15 protein-coding genes are annotated in these 17,411 nt (G+C 60.5%); 9 read left to right on the plus strand and 6 right to left on the minus strand.

What is annotated here, in order from left to right; genetic code table 11:
• Positions 1-3: 3 nt before the first annotated feature.
• The 8 genes from SFUM_RS03915 (at position 4) to bamA (ending at position 8,249) form a co-directional block, all read left to right on the plus strand.
• Positions 4-750, plus strand: a complete 747-nt coding sequence (locus tag SFUM_RS03915) for an SIR2 family NAD-dependent protein deacylase (protein WP_011697622.1) — start codon at positions 4-6, stop codon at positions 748-750.
• 12 nt (positions 751-762) lie between these two features.
• Entirely contained in the window at positions 763-1,569 is an 807-nt protein-coding gene (tolQ, locus tag SFUM_RS03920; RefSeq protein WP_011697623.1) for a protein TolQ, read from the plus strand.
• A 38-nt stretch (positions 1,570-1,607) separates the two neighbouring features.
• The gene (gene tolR / locus SFUM_RS03925; RefSeq protein ID WP_011697624.1) at positions 1,608-2,042 is read left to right on the plus strand and encodes a protein TolR; all 435 of its coding nucleotides are present in this window, start codon (positions 1,608-1,610) and stop codon (positions 2,040-2,042) included.
• 214 nt (positions 2,043-2,256) lie between these two features.
• The gene (gene tolA, locus SFUM_RS21355; protein ID WP_011697625.1) at positions 2,257-3,210 is read left to right on the plus strand and encodes a cell envelope integrity protein TolA; all 954 of its coding nucleotides are present in this window, start codon (positions 2,257-2,259) and stop codon (positions 3,208-3,210) included.
• Positions 3,211-3,243: 33 nt separating this feature from the next.
• Positions 3,244-4,587 (plus strand): Tol-Pal system beta propeller repeat protein TolB, encoded by a 1,344-nt coding sequence (tolB, locus tag SFUM_RS03935; protein WP_041441646.1) that lies wholly within the window; start codon positions 3,244-3,246, stop codon positions 4,585-4,587.
• 29 nt (positions 4,588-4,616) lie between these two features.
• A complete protein-coding gene (gene pal / locus SFUM_RS03940) occupies positions 4,617-5,186 on the plus strand; it encodes a peptidoglycan-associated lipoprotein Pal (protein WP_011697627.1) in 570 nt (189 codons plus the stop codon).
• Positions 5,187-5,417: 231 nt separating this feature from the next.
• Positions 5,418-6,212: a tol-pal system protein YbgF gene (gene ybgF / locus SFUM_RS21360; protein WP_011697628.1), complete on the plus strand. Its 795-nt coding sequence runs from the start codon at positions 5,418-5,420 to the stop codon at positions 6,210-6,212.
• 204 nt (positions 6,213-6,416) lie between these two features.
• On the plus strand, positions 6,417-8,249 hold the full coding sequence (gene bamA / locus SFUM_RS03950; RefSeq protein ID WP_011697629.1) for an outer membrane protein assembly factor BamA: 1,833 nt from the start codon (positions 6,417-6,419) through the stop codon (positions 8,247-8,249).
• Between the two features lie 34 nt (positions 8,250-8,283).
• Here bamA and SFUM_RS03955 read toward each other — a convergent pair whose 3' ends face one another.
• On the minus strand, positions 8,284-8,757 hold the full coding sequence (locus tag SFUM_RS03955) for a hypothetical protein (RefSeq protein WP_150109423.1): 474 nt from the start codon (positions 8,755-8,757) through the stop codon (positions 8,284-8,286).
• A 533-nt stretch (positions 8,758-9,290) separates the two neighbouring features.
• Here SFUM_RS03955 and SFUM_RS03960 point away from each other — a divergent pair.
• A complete protein-coding gene (locus SFUM_RS03960; RefSeq protein WP_011697631.1) occupies positions 9,291-9,731 on the plus strand; it encodes a hypothetical protein in 441 nt (146 codons plus the stop codon).
• Positions 9,732-9,826: 95 nt separating this feature from the next.
• Here the strand turns inward: SFUM_RS03960 and SFUM_RS03965 are convergent, their stop codons facing one another.
• The 5 genes from SFUM_RS03965 to SFUM_RS21365 form a co-directional block, all read right to left on the minus strand.
• Positions 9,827-10,609: a sulfite exporter TauE/SafE family protein gene (locus SFUM_RS03965; protein WP_011697632.1), complete on the minus strand. Its 783-nt coding sequence runs from the start codon at positions 10,607-10,609 to the stop codon at positions 9,827-9,829.
• 244 nt (positions 10,610-10,853) lie between these two features.
• Positions 10,854-12,194: a TolC family protein gene (locus SFUM_RS03970; protein ID WP_011697633.1), complete on the minus strand. Its 1,341-nt coding sequence runs from the start codon at positions 12,192-12,194 to the stop codon at positions 10,854-10,856.
• Positions 12,195-12,296: 102 nt separating this feature from the next.
• A complete protein-coding gene (locus tag SFUM_RS03975) occupies positions 12,297-15,416 on the minus strand; it encodes an efflux RND transporter permease subunit (protein ID WP_011697634.1) in 3,120 nt (1,039 codons plus the stop codon).
• Positions 15,416-16,573, minus strand: a complete 1,158-nt coding sequence (locus tag SFUM_RS03980) for an efflux RND transporter periplasmic adaptor subunit (protein ID WP_011697635.1) — start codon at positions 16,571-16,573, stop codon at positions 15,416-15,418. Before SFUM_RS03980 ends, SFUM_RS03975 begins: the two co-directional genes overlap by 1 nt.
• Positions 16,570-17,256: a TetR/AcrR family transcriptional regulator gene (locus SFUM_RS21365; protein ID WP_011697636.1), complete on the minus strand. Its 687-nt coding sequence runs from the start codon at positions 17,254-17,256 to the stop codon at positions 16,570-16,572. The genes SFUM_RS03980 and SFUM_RS21365 overlap by 4 nt, the downstream gene beginning before the upstream one ends.
• Positions 17,257-17,411 lie beyond the last annotated feature (155 nt).

Below are 17,411 nucleotides of genomic sequence, written 5' to 3' on the forward strand. Positions count from 1 at the left end.
ATTATGAAGCAGTATGAAAAAACCGCCGAACTTCTTCTTCGCAGTCGATACACGGTCGTATTGACAGGGGCTGGAATCTCGGTGGAAAGCGGGATCCCGGACTTTCGAAGCAAAGACGGCCTCTGGTCCAAGTACGATCCCGCGGAATACGGTTATATCGGCTCCTTTCGGGCGAATCCGGCGAAAGTGTGGACGATGCTTACGGAGATGGATGCGGTGTTGAGGCAGGCACGGCCCAATTTCGCGCACCTCGCCCTGGCCGACCTCGAGAAGCGGGGCATCGTCAAGGAACTCGTGACCCAGAATATAGACAGCCTTCACCAGCGTGCGGGCAGCAAGAACGTTATCGAGTTCCACGGGCACAACCGCTCGCTCCGGTGCGATCGCTGTCAAAAGGTGTATGCGCGCGAATCGGTTTCGCTGGCGACGTTGCCCCCTGCCTGCGCGTGCGGCAATGCGTTGCGCCCGGAGATCGTGTTCTTTGGCGAGGACATTCCCCCGCAGGCCTATCGCTCCGCGCTGAATGCGGCCCAGAAGTGCGACTTCATGATGATCGTCGGCACTTCGGCCAGTGTCGCGCCGGCCTCCCAGCTGCCCCTCGTGGCCAAAAGCAGGGGGGCCTTTATTCTTGAAATCAATCCAATGGATTCGGAGCTTACTCGGAGAACTACGGACCTTCACATCTGCGAACGCGCCACCAGGGCGTTCGAGGCCATCATGGCCGCCCTGGACGGCGGATGGCACTCGTAAGGAATGAATGCGATGACACACATATGGACCAGTGTGGCTTTGGCTGCTTCGGATGTCGTGAATGCACCTTACCAGAGAAATGCGGACGGGTTTTTCGACATGGTTCGCAACGCCGGTCCCATGGTGAAATTCATCATGGTGTCCCTCGTGGTGTTGTCGATCGCCTGCTGGTGTATCATTCTCCTCAAGGCGCGGCTGGTGCGACGCGCTCAGAAGGAGTCCGAACTTTTCGTGAACTACTTCCGGCAGAGGAAGAACTATTCGACGCTCTACCGTGAAAGCGAGCCGCTCGATGAGAGCCATCTGGCCCAGATTTTCCGCATCGGGTATGCGGAATTGAACCGCTTGGGCAAATCGCTGGAGACGAAGAATCTGCAGGAGCTGTCCACGAACCCCGAGGTTGTGCTCGAGAACGTGGATCGCGCCATTCGCGGGGGCATCATGGCGGAGCGGCAGCGGTTCGAGAGTTTTCTGCCGCTGCTGGCGACCACCGGCAGCACCGCTCCGTTCATCGGCCTGTTCGGAACGGTGTGGGGAATCATGACCAGTTTTCACGAAATCGGGCTGAAGGGCTCCGCGAATCTCGCGGTGGTTGCCCCGGGCATTTCCGAGGCGCTCGTGGCCACGGCCATGGGCCTCGCCGCGGCGATCCCCGCGGTGGTCGCATACAACCACTTTGCAAACCGGATCAAGATGATTGAAATCGAGATGAGTCATTTTGCCGCGGACTTCCTCAATATTCTGAAGAGAGACCTGATGCGCAGGGGAAGACAGGAAGAGTCGCTGTCGGAACAGCAGCGTGCTGCCGCGCAGGACTAGCCGGGGTTGACGGATTTCCGATCGGTGGAGGGACGAGCATGCAGGCGAACGGCGGTGAATCCAAGGGGATGCTCTCCGAGATAAACGTCACGCCATTTGTGGACGTGATGCTGGTGCTGTTGATCATATTCATGGTGACCGCTCCGATGATGACTCAGGGCATCGACGTGAAGCTTCCGGAATCGTCGGCGCCGGCCATTCCTTCGGAGGATGAGCGCCTGATGGTCACGGTCACGCAGGACAAGCGGATCTACATCAACGACAATGCGGTGGACATTGCGTCCCTGGGGACGAAACTGGCCGCCATCTATCAGAATCGTCAGGAGCACAAGGGCGTCTTCCTTCGCGCCGATGAGCAGATACCGTACGGGTTTGTGGTCCAGGTCATGGGGACGATACGGCAGGCGGGAATAGACCAGATCGGGATGGTCACCGAACCGCTCAAGGGGCCGATAAAATCCACACAACGGTGAACGGGATAAAACTTTTTTCATGTGGGTGCCCGAGAGACGTTGGTTTGCCGGATTTTATTGTATTTCGGAGTTCCTGTGTTAGATTACGCGGCGTGTGCGGTGTTCTGATGGACACAATCGATGAGGGCCGGACCGCGCTCCGTGCGCGGGCGGTATCCGGGTTGACGGGTGTCCGAAAAGAAGAACCGTCTTGTGAGGTTCAGAAGGAGTGTACATGGAATCTTTGACTTGTACACCTCGCAGGTTGTCGAAGGGAGAGTTCCTCACCGGTGTGGGGGGCTCCATTCTCGTACACATTGGTGTGATTGTGCTGGCGGTGGCGGTCTCCTGGCATATACCGAAAAAGGGTGTCGCTCCCGCTTTCACGACGGTCAATCTGGTCTCCATGCAGGATGTCGCCGGAGCGGCTCCGAAGAAGGGGCTTCAGACCAAGGGAGCCGAAGGGCCGCGGACTCAGGAGGCCGCCAAGCCGGTTCCGACTGCGAAGCCGGGGCCGATGGTCCCGATCAGGCGGCTGCGCATGGAAGATCCGGTCAAGAAGACCGAACCGGAAATCAAGAAAATCGAATCCCGCGATATTCCCAAGGTTGCGGAGACCGCTCCCGCCTCGATGTCGGTGGAAAAGAGCCTGGAAAAGCTGATTCCCAAGCCCAAGGCACCCGCAAAACCCGCCCAGGCTGCCCAGGCGTCGAGCCAGGAACCGTCGGCCGCTCCACAGGAACAGCGACAGGCCAGGGTCAAACCGTCCTCGACCCAGGAAAATCCGGCACAGGGCAATCCCCGTGGCGCCGTGGACGGACATGCCGGGGGAACGGCCGACACCACAGCGCGCGGCAACCCCGAAGCGTCGGGAAAGGCCGACGGCGGGCGGGTTGCTTCCGCCTTGCTGGCTCTGTACGCAAACCAGGTCAAGAACGCGATCAACTCCCAGTGGTCGATCCTGGATTCGCTCAAGAGCACGCGTCTTGAGGCCAGGCTCCTGATAGCGGTGAGCCGGGACGGACGGGTGCTCGATCTGCAGGTGGAGAAACCCTCGGGCAACGGCCTCTTTGACGAGGCGTGCGTGAGGGCGGTCCGCAAAGCCGCGCCTCTTCCCCCGATTCCCGAGACCTACACAAGTCCGAGAATAGAATTCGTCATCAATTTCAGGCCGGAAGGATTATCTTGATCGATGATCTTCAGAAAAGGATCGTTTCAAGCCATGTTCTGTTGGAGACATTGTCGGCCATGGTTGCGCCTGCTCCTTATTCTGCCCGTTTTGGCGGTGGGTATGAGCCGATTGGCGCACGCACAAGCCCAACGCTTCGAATTGGATCTCACCAACCCCAACTTTCAGAGAATCGCCATCGCGATTCCCGATTTCAAACGCCAGTCCTCGGAGCAAACGCAACTCGCCCGCGAGATGGGCGAAACCCTCGCGGGCGATCTCGATTTCTCGGGAATCTTCCGCCCCCTCGATCCCAAAGGGTTCCTGGAGGATCCGCAGACCATGGGATTGAATGCTCCGGAGATCAAGTTCCCGGACTGGAGGCGGCTCGGCGCGGATTACATGGTGCGCGGGAACTACCTGGTTCAGGGCGGAACGGTCAAGATTGAGGCCCGCCTTTTCGATGTGGCCGCAGGTCGGCCGGTCATCGCCAAGGCCTACGAGGGGGACGTCAGGGGATGGCGCGCAATGATCCACCGCTTTGCCGATGAAATCCTTTATGCCCTGACGGGCGAAAGAGGGGTTTTCGACACGAAGATCGCCTATGTCCAGAGCATGGGGAAGAACAAGGAAATTTTCATCTCGGATTTTGACGGGAGCAATCCGGTTCAGGCCTCTCGCGACAACTCGCTGAGCCTGTCGCCCGCCTGGAACCCGCAGATGAGCCAGATCGCCTACGTCAGCTACCGCGACGGCAATGCCAAGATTTACCTGCTGAATCTGCAGGACGGATCGAGCCGCCTGTTATGCGGTTATCCCGGCATGAACATTTCGCCGGCCTGGCGTCCGGGCAGGCCCGAATTGGCCGTGACCCTGACCAGGGACGGCAATCCCGACATTTTCCTGGTGTCCGCCTCTTCAGGCCAGATTCTCCAGAAGCTGGTACAGGGGCGTTCGATCAATGTATCCCCGGATTGGTCGCCGGACGGCAGAAGCCTGGCTTTCGTTTCCGATGAGTCGGGAAATCCCCAGATCTACGCGATCGATGTGGGGAGCGGCCAGAAAAGAAGACTGACGTTCAGTGGAACCTACAACACCTCGCCGAGCTGGTCGCCCAAGGGAGACTTTATCGCCTACAGCGGCACGGTGGGAGGCAGGCACCACATTTTCATCATGAAGACCGACGGCAGCGGCAATCGCCAGTTGACCGACGGCGACGGAGACGATGTTTCGCCGACGTGGTCCCCGGACGGACGCATGATTGCGTTCAGCTCAACCAGGCAGGGCGGTTCGGCCATCTGGGTCTCATCAGTGAATGGAATCGGCGTCAGGCGGCTCACTCGACAGGGGGGAGGACAGGAGTTGCCCGACTGGTCGCCCCGCATGAGTGGGCGCTGACATTCTTGAAAAAGTGAGGGAGGATTAGGATGAGATTGAGTTGCGGAAGTCTGTGCAGAATTCTGTTGATCCTGGTGCTCATTGGCGGGATGGCCGCATGTCAGAAGAAGCCCGCTTCTTCCGGTGGAGCCATGGGCGGTGAAGGCGCGGCCATGGGCGGGGGATTCGGCTCGGGCGACATGGGAGGTATGAACCAGGCCAAGTACAGGGAGCTCGGATTGAACACCCCGGAAGAAATAAGGGAATTCGAGAACAGAAGGGCGGCTTTCGAAAACCAGGACATATACTACGATTATGATTCCTACGTGCTGACCGAACCGGCAAAGCGCATCCTGGACGAGAAGATCTCGTTTCTGAAGCGCTACGCGAGGGTGCGGGTCACCGTCGAAGGGCATTGCGACGAGCGCGGCACGACGGAATATAACCTCGCTCTCGGTGAAAGGCGGGCCAACAGTGCTCTCCAATACATCAGGAATTCGGGGTTGTCGATTCAAAATCTGACTTCCGTCAGTTACGGGAAGGAGCGTCCCGCCGCCATGGGTCATGACGAGGCTTCATGGGCGAAGAACAGACGGGCGCATTTCGTGCTGAACTTCTAGAAGTTTCGGCGGTCAGCCTGTCCGGACCGGCTCCGGGTTCACCCGCGCGCGGCCCGGACGGGCGTCGAGTTTCCGCAAAAAGGCCGGACACGGTCCGAGCGGTGCGTGAACGACGCGCATCGCAACACGGCGTGGATGTCCGGCGGCGAACGGAAAGCCACGGCTCACGGGTTCCGCGCGGGGCAGAGCGGGCAAGAGGGCGCGGAACCCCGGGCGAGAAAAGGGGAAGGTATGAGGGGCAATTTCTTCAGGTTTGCTGGGATACTCGTCTTCCTGTGTGTTGTCGGCACCTGCGGCGGATGTGCCTCCACCCAGGAAACGTCCACCCTCCAGCAGAGCATGACGATCCTTTACGACCGTCAGGAAAAAATGGAACGGCGTCTGGAAGGTTTCGACGCCCAGTCCCACAAAGGCGGGGACTTGTACGCCCGGATCGAAGAACTGCAGGTGAGAGTCGGGCGGCTCAACGGGCGCATCGAAGAGCTCGAGCACAAGATCGAGCAGCTGAGCAGGGCAGCCGCCTCTCCTCCGGCCACGGCAGCTTCGCCTCCGCCGGACCACGGGTCGGCACCGCCCCCGGTCGCCGTGTCCCCTCCACCGCCGCCCGCCCCCGCACCTCCTCCGCCTGTGACGCCTCCCCCCGAGCGGGAGAACCCGGAGAAGATCCAGTACGAAAAAGCCACCCGGGCTTACCAATCGGGAAAATATGAAGTCGCCAGGAAAGAATTCCAGAGCTTCCTTTCGAAATATCCGAAATCCGAGCTCGCCGACAATGCACTCTTCACCGTGGGGGAATGCTACTTCTCGGAAAAACGCTATCAGGACGCCATCGAAGTCTATCAGCAGGTCCTGGACCAGTATCCGCGCGGGAACAAAGTGCCCAACGCCCTGCTCAAGCAGGGGACTGCCTTTCAGCAGTTGGGCGATTCCACGGCAGCGCGGATCCTGTACGAACGCCTGGTAGAGAAGTATCCCGGAACCCCGCAGGCCCAGGCTGCCGAAAAAAAACTCAAGCAGATGCGCTGACGTCCGGCAATCCCCGCCTCCCGGAAACCGTATGGCAACCCTCGAGAAGAAGCGCGAACGCGCGCCGGATCACTCGGTCCGATGGGCTCTTGTTCCCGGACCGGGCGGTCGTGCGTTTTCGAGGGTCGTGAGACGAACCGCCGTCGGGACCGGCGCCGAGATTCGCTGTGCGCGCCAACCCCGGTCTTGTGGAGTACATCCCTTTTGAGACCGCAGTTTCTTACCAGAACCTTGTGCATCGTTGTGCTCGTGGCCGGGTGTGTGCTCCACGCCGGCGAATCCCGATCCGAGCCCGTCTCCCCGCTCCAGGTGCGAGTCATCCGGTTTGAAGGTCTGCATTCCTTTTCCCCCGCCGAACTGAAAAAAGTGCTCGTCACCAGGGAAAAGAAGTTCGGATGGTTCACCAAGGCGCCCCTGGAAGAAAAGACACTGGCCGAGGATATCGAGCGACTCGAGAAGTATCTTGTGAGTCACGGATTCTACCACGCCCGGGTCCATCACGAGGTGCAGCGGGTTTTCCGGAGCGAGGTCCGTCTCCTGATCAGGGTCGAAGAGGGGCCGCCGATGACGGTGTCCAGGATGAACCTGGTGGTCGACGGGGCGTCTTCCGGTCCCTGGCACAGGGAAGTCGTTTCGGTGCTGCCCCTGCGTGAAGGCGATCGTTTCACCATTCCCGCTTACGAGGATATCGAGAAACGGGTGCTGCTCCACTTCTCCGACTGGGGATTTCCTAAGGTGCGCATCGACGTCAGGGCCAGGCTCGACAAAAAGAGCAATACGGGCGTGGTCTCCGTCGACGTCACGCGGGGCCCGGTGTGTTTTTTCGGCGCCGTGAAGATAGAGGGAAACGAGCAAGTCTCCGACGAGGTCATTCTGCGGGAATTCACCTTCCACCAGGGCGAACGATTCAGCGCCGCGAAGGTGCAGGAGACGCAGCAACGGCTGTTCAACCTCGACCTCTTCCAGTTGGTTGATTTCACGGTGGAGAAGCTCGACACGAACGAGACGGTGCTTCCGGTTCGAGTTCTGGTCAAGGAATCGAAGCCCCAGACGATCCGGGTGGGTGCCGGTTACGGAACGGAGGATCAGTTTCGGGGTCAGGCTCAATGGGAAATCCGAAACTTCCTGGGGGATGGCCGGCGGCTGCAGGTCAACATGAAGGCCAGCTCACTGGTTCAGCTGGCCGAAACCAAGTTCGTACAGCCATATTTTCTCTACCCGCGCAGCACACTGACCGTCGAGGGAGGCGGTCTGCACGAAGACCAGGAATCCTACGAGAATCGTAAATTTTACCTGAAACCCGTGCTCAACTACAAATGGACCGATACCCTCTCCACTTTCATCGGGCATGACCTGGAAGCGAACCGGCTGCTGGACGTCAAGCTGGACGCCCCCGCACTGAGCGCCGCGGATCAGGAACAGGAGGAGTACTTCGTCTCCTCGTTCCTCGGCGGAGTGGTGTGGGAGAAAGTGGACAACACTCTGAACCCGAAGAAGGGGTGGCGCGTGCTGCCCAATCTCGAAGTTGCCTCCGCCGAGTTGGGCTCGAACGTGGAATTCGTCAAGTTCACACTGGAGGGGAGGGGCTACGTTCCCGTGCGGGATTTCGGCGTGCTGGCCGCCAAGCTCAAGTGGGGAGGCATCCGGCCGATGGAAGGGACCCCCGATATTCCGATTTTCAAACGGTTTTTTGCAGGCGGCACGGACAGCGTCAGGGGCTATCCCTATCAGCGTCTGGGTCCCCTGGACGGGGACGGGAATCCCATCGGGGGCATGACCCTGGTGGAAGGGAGCCTTGAGTGGCGATTCCCGGTCTACAAGGAATTCGATGGCGTGCTCTTCTTCGATTTCGGCAACGTCTATTCCAGCAGCTTCGAGATCCTCTGGGACGATCTGCGTTACTCCGCCGGCTGCGGAATCCGGTACAATACGATTGTCGGACCTCTGCGACTCGATTTCGGCTACGCGCTGAATCCGCCCGAGGGAGACTTTTTCAGCCCCTTCCAGGTTCACTTCAGCATCGGGCAGGCGTTCTAGGCGGGCCGGGAGCTGCTGTGCCGCAAATCTCCTCTCATGTCTTCCGCACGAGTTGGAGCGAGCTGCCCAGTTTTCGCACCATGCTGATGAAGCGGGCCGGCAAGGGCACCTCGCGGTCGCTCAGCAGAATGCCGAGCTCATTGGCGCGGGCGAGGACCGGCGTACTGTCGACGCCTTCCTGGTAATCGCACAGGAACTGGATGCGCAGGGCATCCGTCAGCGGGATGAGCATGTCGCTCATGGACACGGCAATGCGCCGCACCTCCCTGTCGATGGCCTCGGCGTGGTCCCGCGCGAAGCCGGCAAACGGTTCGGCCGGCGGGGAATCGCCGAAAAGGTCGTTGATGACGGCACCGGCCATTCGGTTGACGTAAGAAGCGTCCTGTTCCGGGTAGGCGTTCGCCAGGTGAAGCCTGAGTCTCCGAAAAAGGATCATCTTGACGAGGTCCACGCCCTCTCTCAGAATCGGTATGAGCTTGCTTTCCACGGCCATTTCATTCTCCGGCACGACGTTTCCCGGAAAAACGAACGGGAAGGTTGCTGACGGGATCACTGCCTCGTTCCACCTGTGAGAGTACTGATAACCCCATTCGCGTCTCGCGTCCAATTGAAAAATACCGCAGCCGGTGTCGGACGGGAAGAAACTGAACAGCCGACCCTCCCGGAATCCCGGGATAATCGAAAACACAATGATAACCATTGCTTCACAAATACCTGCGCTCTTTGTGGACACTGTCCTCACACGGTCGAGAGGGTTTTCGGAGCGCGTATTCTCCCGGATACACTAGGGGGAAAATACATGTTCGGAGAAAACAAATACTCTGTTCACCGTATTTATCTTTCGTGGCGTTCCGTCGTATCTGTATCCTGACGGATCGGTTCGAGTACGGGAGCGAATGACCTGGTCGATGGAATTTCCCCTCTGGTCTTCCTCTGAAATCGCTCCCGGTTCCCATGTGCCCGCAGGCGACGTTTGGATGTTCCGCTTCCCGGTTTTCCAGGGTGAGGGGCAGGTGCCGACTTTTGAAGGAGGTGACGGGGATGCGCTCTTTTGAAAGCCTCATTGCAAAGAACAACCTCTCCATGGAGATGGCGAGGGTGGAATCGAACCCGATCATCGGGAACGTCGATGCGATCGAAGGGGTGGAACACTATCAGTGCCGGCTCTATCGTCCCGGAAGGAAGCTTGACGTCTACCTTTCCATCGGACCCGGGGAGGGAACGCTCACCCTGGCCGACGTCCTCTACATGCTCGCCATGGATGCCTCGGGGTGCAGCATGATGAAGGGATACGCGGACTGCGTGGATGCACAGCCCCTGGTGTTCGGCACCGACGGCAACTTTCCGGAGATCGGGGCCTTCTGGCAGGAATTCCGCGGCCGATGCAAGCAGGCGGCCAGGCTCAAAGACTTCCTCGGAGAAACTTCATACCGCGAGCTCGAAACTTGGGGTCAAACCTACACTTTTCACAAAACTCCATGAACCGGGGGCTCGAGACGAGCCATGAAGACCCGCCCGGCGGAAACATTTTCACCCAGGCGCCCACGCGCGATCCCCATGCAGGGTAACGGCAGGTTTCAGGCATCCGCTTGCTTCGTGGCCGGGGATTCGGTCGACGGCGGAGTGGGTGTCCTCAGGTAACGAACCCCGGTGAAGACGATCACGGCGGCAAAAATCAGCCGCAATTGCATTTCCGGAAGCATATTCGCAATACTGCCCCCGACATAGGTACCGACCAGAATTCCGGGAACCAGGCCGGTGAGGAGCGCGGCCCTGACGTTTCCGAGGCGCTGGTGCGTGAAGGCTCCGGCAGCCCCCGCGGGCACCATGGCGAGGAGCGAGCTGCCCTGGGCCGTCTGCTGACTGAATCCCAGAAGCAGCACCATGGCGGGCACCATGACGGTTCCGCCGCCAATTCCCATCATGCCGGACAGAAACCCGGTAAAGGTCCCCGTGGAGAGCAGGATCAGGACCTGCGACCATCGCGAAAAAGCGTCGGGAGCGAAATGGGGCAGGTAGGGTTTCACGAGCATGAGCGCGGAAACGAACAGCAGAAAGGCTCCGAAGGATTTTTTCAATTTCCATTCCGGGAGCACTCCGGCGAATCGCGCCCCGTATTGAGCGGTGATCATTGCGGTGGCGGCCAGGAGCACCGAGGCGGCCCAATCGACCGACCCGTGAAGCTGGTAGGTCAACGCTCCCGCCAGGCCCGCGAAGATGATCGCGACCAGGCTGGTGCCGTGCGCCTCGTGCTGGCCGGCTTTCAGAAAATCCACCATGATCGGAATCATGATGACTCCTCCGCCCAATCCGACCAGACCGCCAAATATTCCCGCTATGATTCCGGCGATAAGACTCATCGCGCAACTCCAAAAAAATACCGGGAAAACCCGGCAGGGGTGATTTCGAGCCCGTGGTTACGGCCCGCGGTTCGGCGCCCTCAAGTCGAGCCGGAGGCTGTGGGTTCGATGAGGGGTGTTTTATTCGGCGGGACTGCGTTTGGCAAGCGTAATGTATGGCCGCAGACGTGTTTGAAGCACGGTCGCATGCGAAGTTGACGCGTATCGGCTTTCGTTTGGGGAAGGAGGAGGCTGGCGGCCGTGCCTACCGACATGCGGGCAGGAAATCGGAGGTGGTCAGAGCGGTTTGCAGATCTTCTCCCATGATCCAGAGCAGCCGGGTCTGGGCGACGACATAGTCGCGCTGAGCTTTCACCAGGTTGATTCGAGCCGCAAGCAGATTGGACTCGGCGTCGTCCACTTCGAGTTTCGTTTTCACGCCGTTCTTGTATCCGAGCTCGGCCATGTGGAGCAAACGTTCGGCCTGGGTGGTCGTGGCCTCGAGCGCCTCGATCACCCGGATCGATTCATCCACCCGGTTGATGGCGCTCCGGGCTTCGAGAGCGATGTTGTCCAGGAGTTTCTTCATTTCGAAATCGGTGGTGGCCAGGCGGCTCTTGGCCTGAATCACCTTGCCCTTGGTCAGGAACCCGTCGAAAATCGGAAACGACAGGTATATGCCCGCGTCCCAATGCTGCCCGGGAAGCTGGTCCGTGATCGTGTCGTAGCTGCTCCAGCCCAGGTTGGTCTGAAAATCGAGACGCGGCTTGTCCCCGGCCTTGGCGACCCTGAGAAGCTCCTTGAAAACACCGACCCTGCTCTCATAATAAGCGACTTCGGGGCGATTCGTCCTGGCCCTCTCGAGAACGACTTCGAGCGTTTCGGGGCGCCGCGTCCGGCAAATGAGGCTCCCGCTCACCTTGAAGTCTTCGCGGATTCCCATGTAATACCCGACCCGGTCTCCGGCGAGGCGGATGTCGTTCTCGGCCTGTGCCAGGGCGGGCTGAGCATTGGCAAGGGCCACGCTCGCCGACAGCACGTCGTAATCCGTGGCGACTTCCATCTGGTGGCGCCGTTGCGTCTCATCCAGGTGTCTTTGCTTTTGTGCGACGTTGTCCCGGGCCACCTTGGCCAGTTCCAGGGTCAGCAGAAGGTCGTAGAAACTGGTGGCGGCTTCCCGAAGCGCGAGTTGCTTTGCTTCGCGCAACTGGTGCTCGGCGGATGTCTTGTCGTACCCGGCGGCTTTTATGGCCGCACCGATCTGTCCCCACGTGAAAAGGGCCTGGGTGAGCTTGACGTTGCCCGCGTACTCGGTGAGCTCAACCGGGAAGCCCTGAAGTGGATACTGATCGTTGTGCGCCCGCGCAACATGAGCGTCTGCGCGGAACTGGGGAAGCGCGGCGGAGCGCTCCTCGATGTATCGCCCCCTGGACATGTTGCGGCCCTCGTTGGCGATGAGCACGTCACGGCTGTAGGCCAGCGTTCGCTCGAGACATTCCTTCAGGGTGATTTCTCTCGGCGCGGTCTCGGAATCGGCGCTGCAGGGCTGAATCGTGAAGGCGACGAAAACCGGCAGCGTCAGCAACAGGATCAATGCGTGCGGCATCGGCGGGAACTCCGGTATGGTGTTCTCATAGTCGACTCCTCGCCGGGTTTCGGGGCTCCGCCGGCAGGCGACCGAGCTCCGGCAGGCAAGCGTTTCCGGCGCTCATCCCGCGACGGCGCCGTGCTCGGGGGCTTTTCTCCGGAACCTCCTCCCGAGGGCGAGCATGACGTCATCCAGAACGGTATAGACCACGGGCACGAGAATGAGCGTGAGCAGGGTGGAGGTGATCAGACCGCCGATGACCGCCCTTGCCATGGGTGCTCGCATTTCCGCGCCGGGACCGAGGGCCAGGGCGAGGGGAAGCATTCCGAAAATCATGGCCAGGGTCGTCATGATGATGGGTCTCAAGCGCGTGCGCCCCGCCTCGATGAGCGACGTCCGGCGGTCCATCCCCGTTTTTCTCAACACTCTCGAATAGTCCACCAGGAGAATCGCGTTCTTGGTCACCAGACCCATGAGCATGATCAGCCCGATGAGCGACATGATGTTGAGGGTGTCGTTGGTGAAAAAGAGTATGACGACAACGCCGACCAGGGACAGCGGAAGGGAGATCATGATCGAAAGCGGTGCGATGAAGCTTTCGAACTGGGCCGCCAGGATAAGGTAGATGAGGATGACGGCGAGGGCCAGCGCTTCGAAAATGTACTGGAACGTCTCCGCCATGTCTTCGGCCTCGCCGCTCCACGAAATCACGTAACCGGGCGGCAGCCCCACCGCTTCGACCTTGTTCCGGATGGCGTCGATGGCGTCGCCCAGGGGGACCCCCGCGTTGTTGGCCGACAGCGTGACCTGTCGCCGCAAATCGAGCCGCTGAATCCGCGCGGGCGAAATGTCCAGGTTGAACTGGGCGATATCGCCCAGCGGCACCAACGTCCGCGTCCCGTCTTCCTTGACGGAAAGGAGCGTCAACCGGCCGACCTGGGAAGGGTTTCGACGGTAATCGTCGGGGAGCCGCAGGCGCACATCGTAGGAGTCGCCGTCCGGATCCTCGTAGGTGCCGGCGACCTTGCCTCCCACCAGGGGGCCGAGCGTCTCGACCACTTGAAGGGTTGACAGGCCGACGTCCACCGCCTTGGCACGATCCACCTGCAAGCGCACTTCGGTCTTGTCCTCGTCGAGGCTCGACGTCACGTCCACCACTCCGGGCACCTGCGTCATCAGCTTCTTCAATCCCTCGGACAGGGACTTCAGGGTGCCGATGTCGTCGCCCTTGAGATTCATGTTGATGGGGGCGCCCCCGTGCATGCTGTCGGCATAGACGATTCCGGGAATGATACCCGCTATCCTCGCCAGGCGCTCCCTCACCATGCTTTCCAATTCAGCCTGGTCGTACTCGCGGTCGCGGCGATCCTTGAGCTTCACGTACACGGCCCCCTCCCGCACCGTTCCGGTTTCCCCGGCGCCCACCGTCGCATAGGTCAATTCGATGCCGGGGACCCCGCGCAACGCATTGAGTATGGCGTACGTTCTGCCCCGGCTTTCGTCCAGTCCGGCGTCGGGCGAGCACGTGAAGTTGATTTGAAACTCCGCGTGGTCGTAAACGGGAAAGAAGGAACTGCCGAGGAGAGGGGAGAGGGAGACGGCGCTGAAAAATGCGGCGCCGCCTATTCCCAGAACGGTTTTCCGATGGTCCAGGGACCAGGAGATCACAAGGCGGTAGAAACTCGCGACGCGTTCGAAAAGCTCATTGAAACGGACGAGAGCCCGGTAGATGAAATTTCGACCTGTGCCGGCACCGCCTTCCACGTCGGGATCGACCCAGCGCGAGGAAAGCATGGGATCGAGCGTGAACGACACGAACAGCGACAACAACACCGCGAACGTTACGGTGATCCCGAACTGGTAGAAGAATTTTCCGACGATGCCCCGCATGAAGGCAACGGGAACGAAGACGGCCACGATCGTGAAGGTCGTGGCCATGACCGCAAGGCCTATCTCCGCCGTGCCTTCCAGCGATGCCCGCACATGGTCCTTGCCCTGCTGCAGGTGGCGCACGATGTTTTCGCGCACGACGATGGCGTCGTCGATGAGCAGGCCGATGGCAAGCGACAGACCCATGAGGGTCAGCACATTGAGGGTGAAGCCGAGGGCGTTCATGACAATAAAGGAACTGATGACGCTTATCGGCAGGGTGAGACCGGTGATCACGGTGGAGCGCCACGAGTTGAGAAAGCAGAACACGATCAGGATGGTGAGCAGTCCCCCGAGCAGGATCGTGGTCTCCACGTCCTCGACGGAATCCCTGATGAACTTGGAGGAATCCCTGACCACCTGGATCTCGACGCCCTGGGGCAGCTCGGGAGCCAGAACGCCGACGATGCGTTTGACTCCGTCGGCCACCGCAACCGTGTTGGCTCCGGACTGCTTGAGAACGTCGAGCGCAACCGACGGGACACCATCGACCAGCGCAAGCGACCGGGGTTCCTCGACGCCGTCCCGGACCCGGGCGATTTCCTTCAACCGTATGGGACGACCGTCCCTCCAGGCAACCACCATGTCCGGATATCCCGACACCTCGGCCGGTTTGCCCGAGACCCGCACGGGCATCTCAACGCCCTCGCGGTTGAGGCGTCCCAGGGGCGTGTCGACGTTCTCGTGCCCGAGGCCGCTGATGACCTCATTGACTCCGAGCCCCAGGGCTTCAAGACGCGTGGGGTCCAGCCACACATTCACTTCACGCTTGGAATCCCCCACCAGGTCAACCCGGCCCACTCCCGCCACGTTCTCGATGCGCCGTTTCACGCGCTTGTCGACGAGCGTGGTGAGCGCCTTCGCATCGAGCACCGCCGAGCGCACGGCCAGCGAGACCACGGGAGCGGCGGAAAAGTCCAGCTTTTGAATGACGGATTCGTCGGACTCCTTCGGGAGATCCCCGCGGATGGCGCTCACCTTCGCGCGGGCTTCCTGCGCGGCGTCATTGATCCTGGTCTCCAGGGTGAATTCGATGACGATGCTCGATATCCCTTCCTGGGAGGTCGAGGAGATGTGCTTCACGCCCTGGATGGGATTGACCGCCTCTTCGATTCTGCGGGTGATCTCGCGTTCGACCGATTCCGGGGGGGCTCCCTCGTAGACGGTGGTGATGGTCAGCACGGGGATTTCCACGTCGGGATACATGTCGATGTTCAGATGCCGGTAGGAAAAGATTCCCAGGATCACCAGGGCGAGCATCATGACCGTGGCGAATACCGGCCTGCGGATGGAAAGCTCCGAGAGGAACATCAGCTGCGGGCCTCCCCGGGGGTCGTCTCACGCACCTTGTCCCCCTCGCGGAGATTGAAGCCTCCCCTGACGACAACCCGGTCCGATACATTCACGCCGGAGCGCACCTCCACCAGGTCGTCACTGACAAGCCCGGTCGTGACGGACCTCGAACGGGCGGTTGCGGCGTCGTCCACGAGGAAAACCCTGGCTGTTTCCTTGTCCATGTCCCAGCCGATCAGGCACGCCTTGGGCAGAGTGAGCACATCGGAATACTCCGCGACGAGGACCTGCCCTCGGGCATAAACCCCGCCCTTCAAAACCTCGTCGCCGTTTTGCACCTCCGCCTGGACCCTTCCCGAACGATCGGAATTGTTCACCATGGGGTTGATGCGCTTGATCTTGCCTTCGAAGACGCGGTTCGGCAGCCCGTCCACGAGAAAGGTCAGCAACTGTCCCTCCCTCACGCGTGCGAGATCGACGGCGGGCACGTTGGCCGTAAAATCGAGCACGCGATTGTCCACGATGGAGAACAACGGCGTCCCCTTGTCCACCCAGTCCCCGACGTCGACCTTGCGCTGATAGACCGTGCCTTGGATGGGGGCCCGGACAATCGTCTTGGCTAGGTTGTGACGTGATTCGGCCAATTGGCTCTCGGACTGTCCCACCTGGGCTTCCGCCAGCGCCACCCGCGCAGCCGCGGATTCCATGGCGGTCCGCCGCTCATCCAGCTCCTGCCCGGTGACGAGCCCGCCGTCCTTGAGCTTCTGTGCCCGGTTGAGCTCGCGCCGGGCACGGTCCAGGTCGACCTTGGCCTGGAGGAGTTGAGCGCGCGCCATTTTCAACCCGGCCTCGTCCTTGTTCACGACGAGCTTGAAATCGGTGGGGTCGAGCTCAAGGAGCACGTCGTCCGGGTTGACCCGGTCCCATTCCTTCACCTGGACTTTCAAGATGCGCCCCGGCTGCTCGCTTTTCACCTCGGTGGCCGTCTTGGGCGAGAGGCTTCCGAACACTTCCACAACGCTTTTCAGGGTGCTCCTGGCCGGGTTGACGAGCTCAACCGCGACGACATGGGCGTGGTTGGCCTGGACCTGCCGCCCCTTTTTCGTTGCGACAATCAGAACGGTAAAGGCCAGGAGAACGACGGCACCTGCAATGATAAAAACGGGTTTCTTCATGTGCGGGCGGCCTCCCCGTGGATGGAATGGCGGGCACCGTCGAAAACGAGGTCGATGAGTCGGGGAATGTCCATTTGAGAAAAGACGGCGTGGGCGGGTTCGACCAGGAGGGGCAACTGCATGCTGCGAAAGAGGCCGAGCAGGAGGACGAGGATCATGTGGCGGTCTTGCGGAGCCAGTTCGCCTTCCGCCTCTCCGGCCCGCAGAATATCGGTGAAAACGCCGATGATCTGGGTGTCTCCGGGATCGAGATCGTAGTCCGGGGTGGCCCCGCGCGGTCCGTAGATGGTGGAATTGACGAGCCGCACGAGGTCGACGTACTCCTCGAACAGCTGGAATATGGAAGTGAAAAGCGCCGTCAGGCGCTGCCTCATGGACCCCGGTCGCCGCGCGGATTCCTCCAGGACCTGCGAGAATACCGCGAACGCGGAATCCATCAGCTTGATGTAGACATCTTCTTTGTTTTTGAAATAGTAGTAGAGAGTGGGTTTGGTGACCCCCGCGAGCTCGACGATTTCCCGCACCGCGGTCCCGTTGTATCCTCGCTGTGCAAAAAGCTGCGCGGCGGCGAGGAAGATGCGCATCTTCGTTTTTTGTTCCTGGGGGGGAGCACCGGGTGAAATCACTTCGAGCGCCTTTGCGCGGAAGCGTTCTCCGGGGATGTTCCGTGCGTCGGGGTTCATGGGCCTTCCTTCGCGACGTCGAGTGAACGGGCGGACCCTACCTAACGGTAGGTATGGTAGCGCTATCCGGGCGCCGTGTCAAGCGCTCCGCATCCAGACTGTAGCGCTCCGCATCCAAACCCGCGGTCGGAAGAGGGCTGTTAAAGTGCGGGCGC

Origin of the sequence: Syntrophobacter fumaroxidans MPOB (genome assembly GCF_000014965.1) — a bacterium.
GTDB classification, from domain to species: Bacteria; Desulfobacterota; Syntrophobacteria; order Syntrophobacterales; family Syntrophobacteraceae; genus Syntrophobacter; species Syntrophobacter fumaroxidans.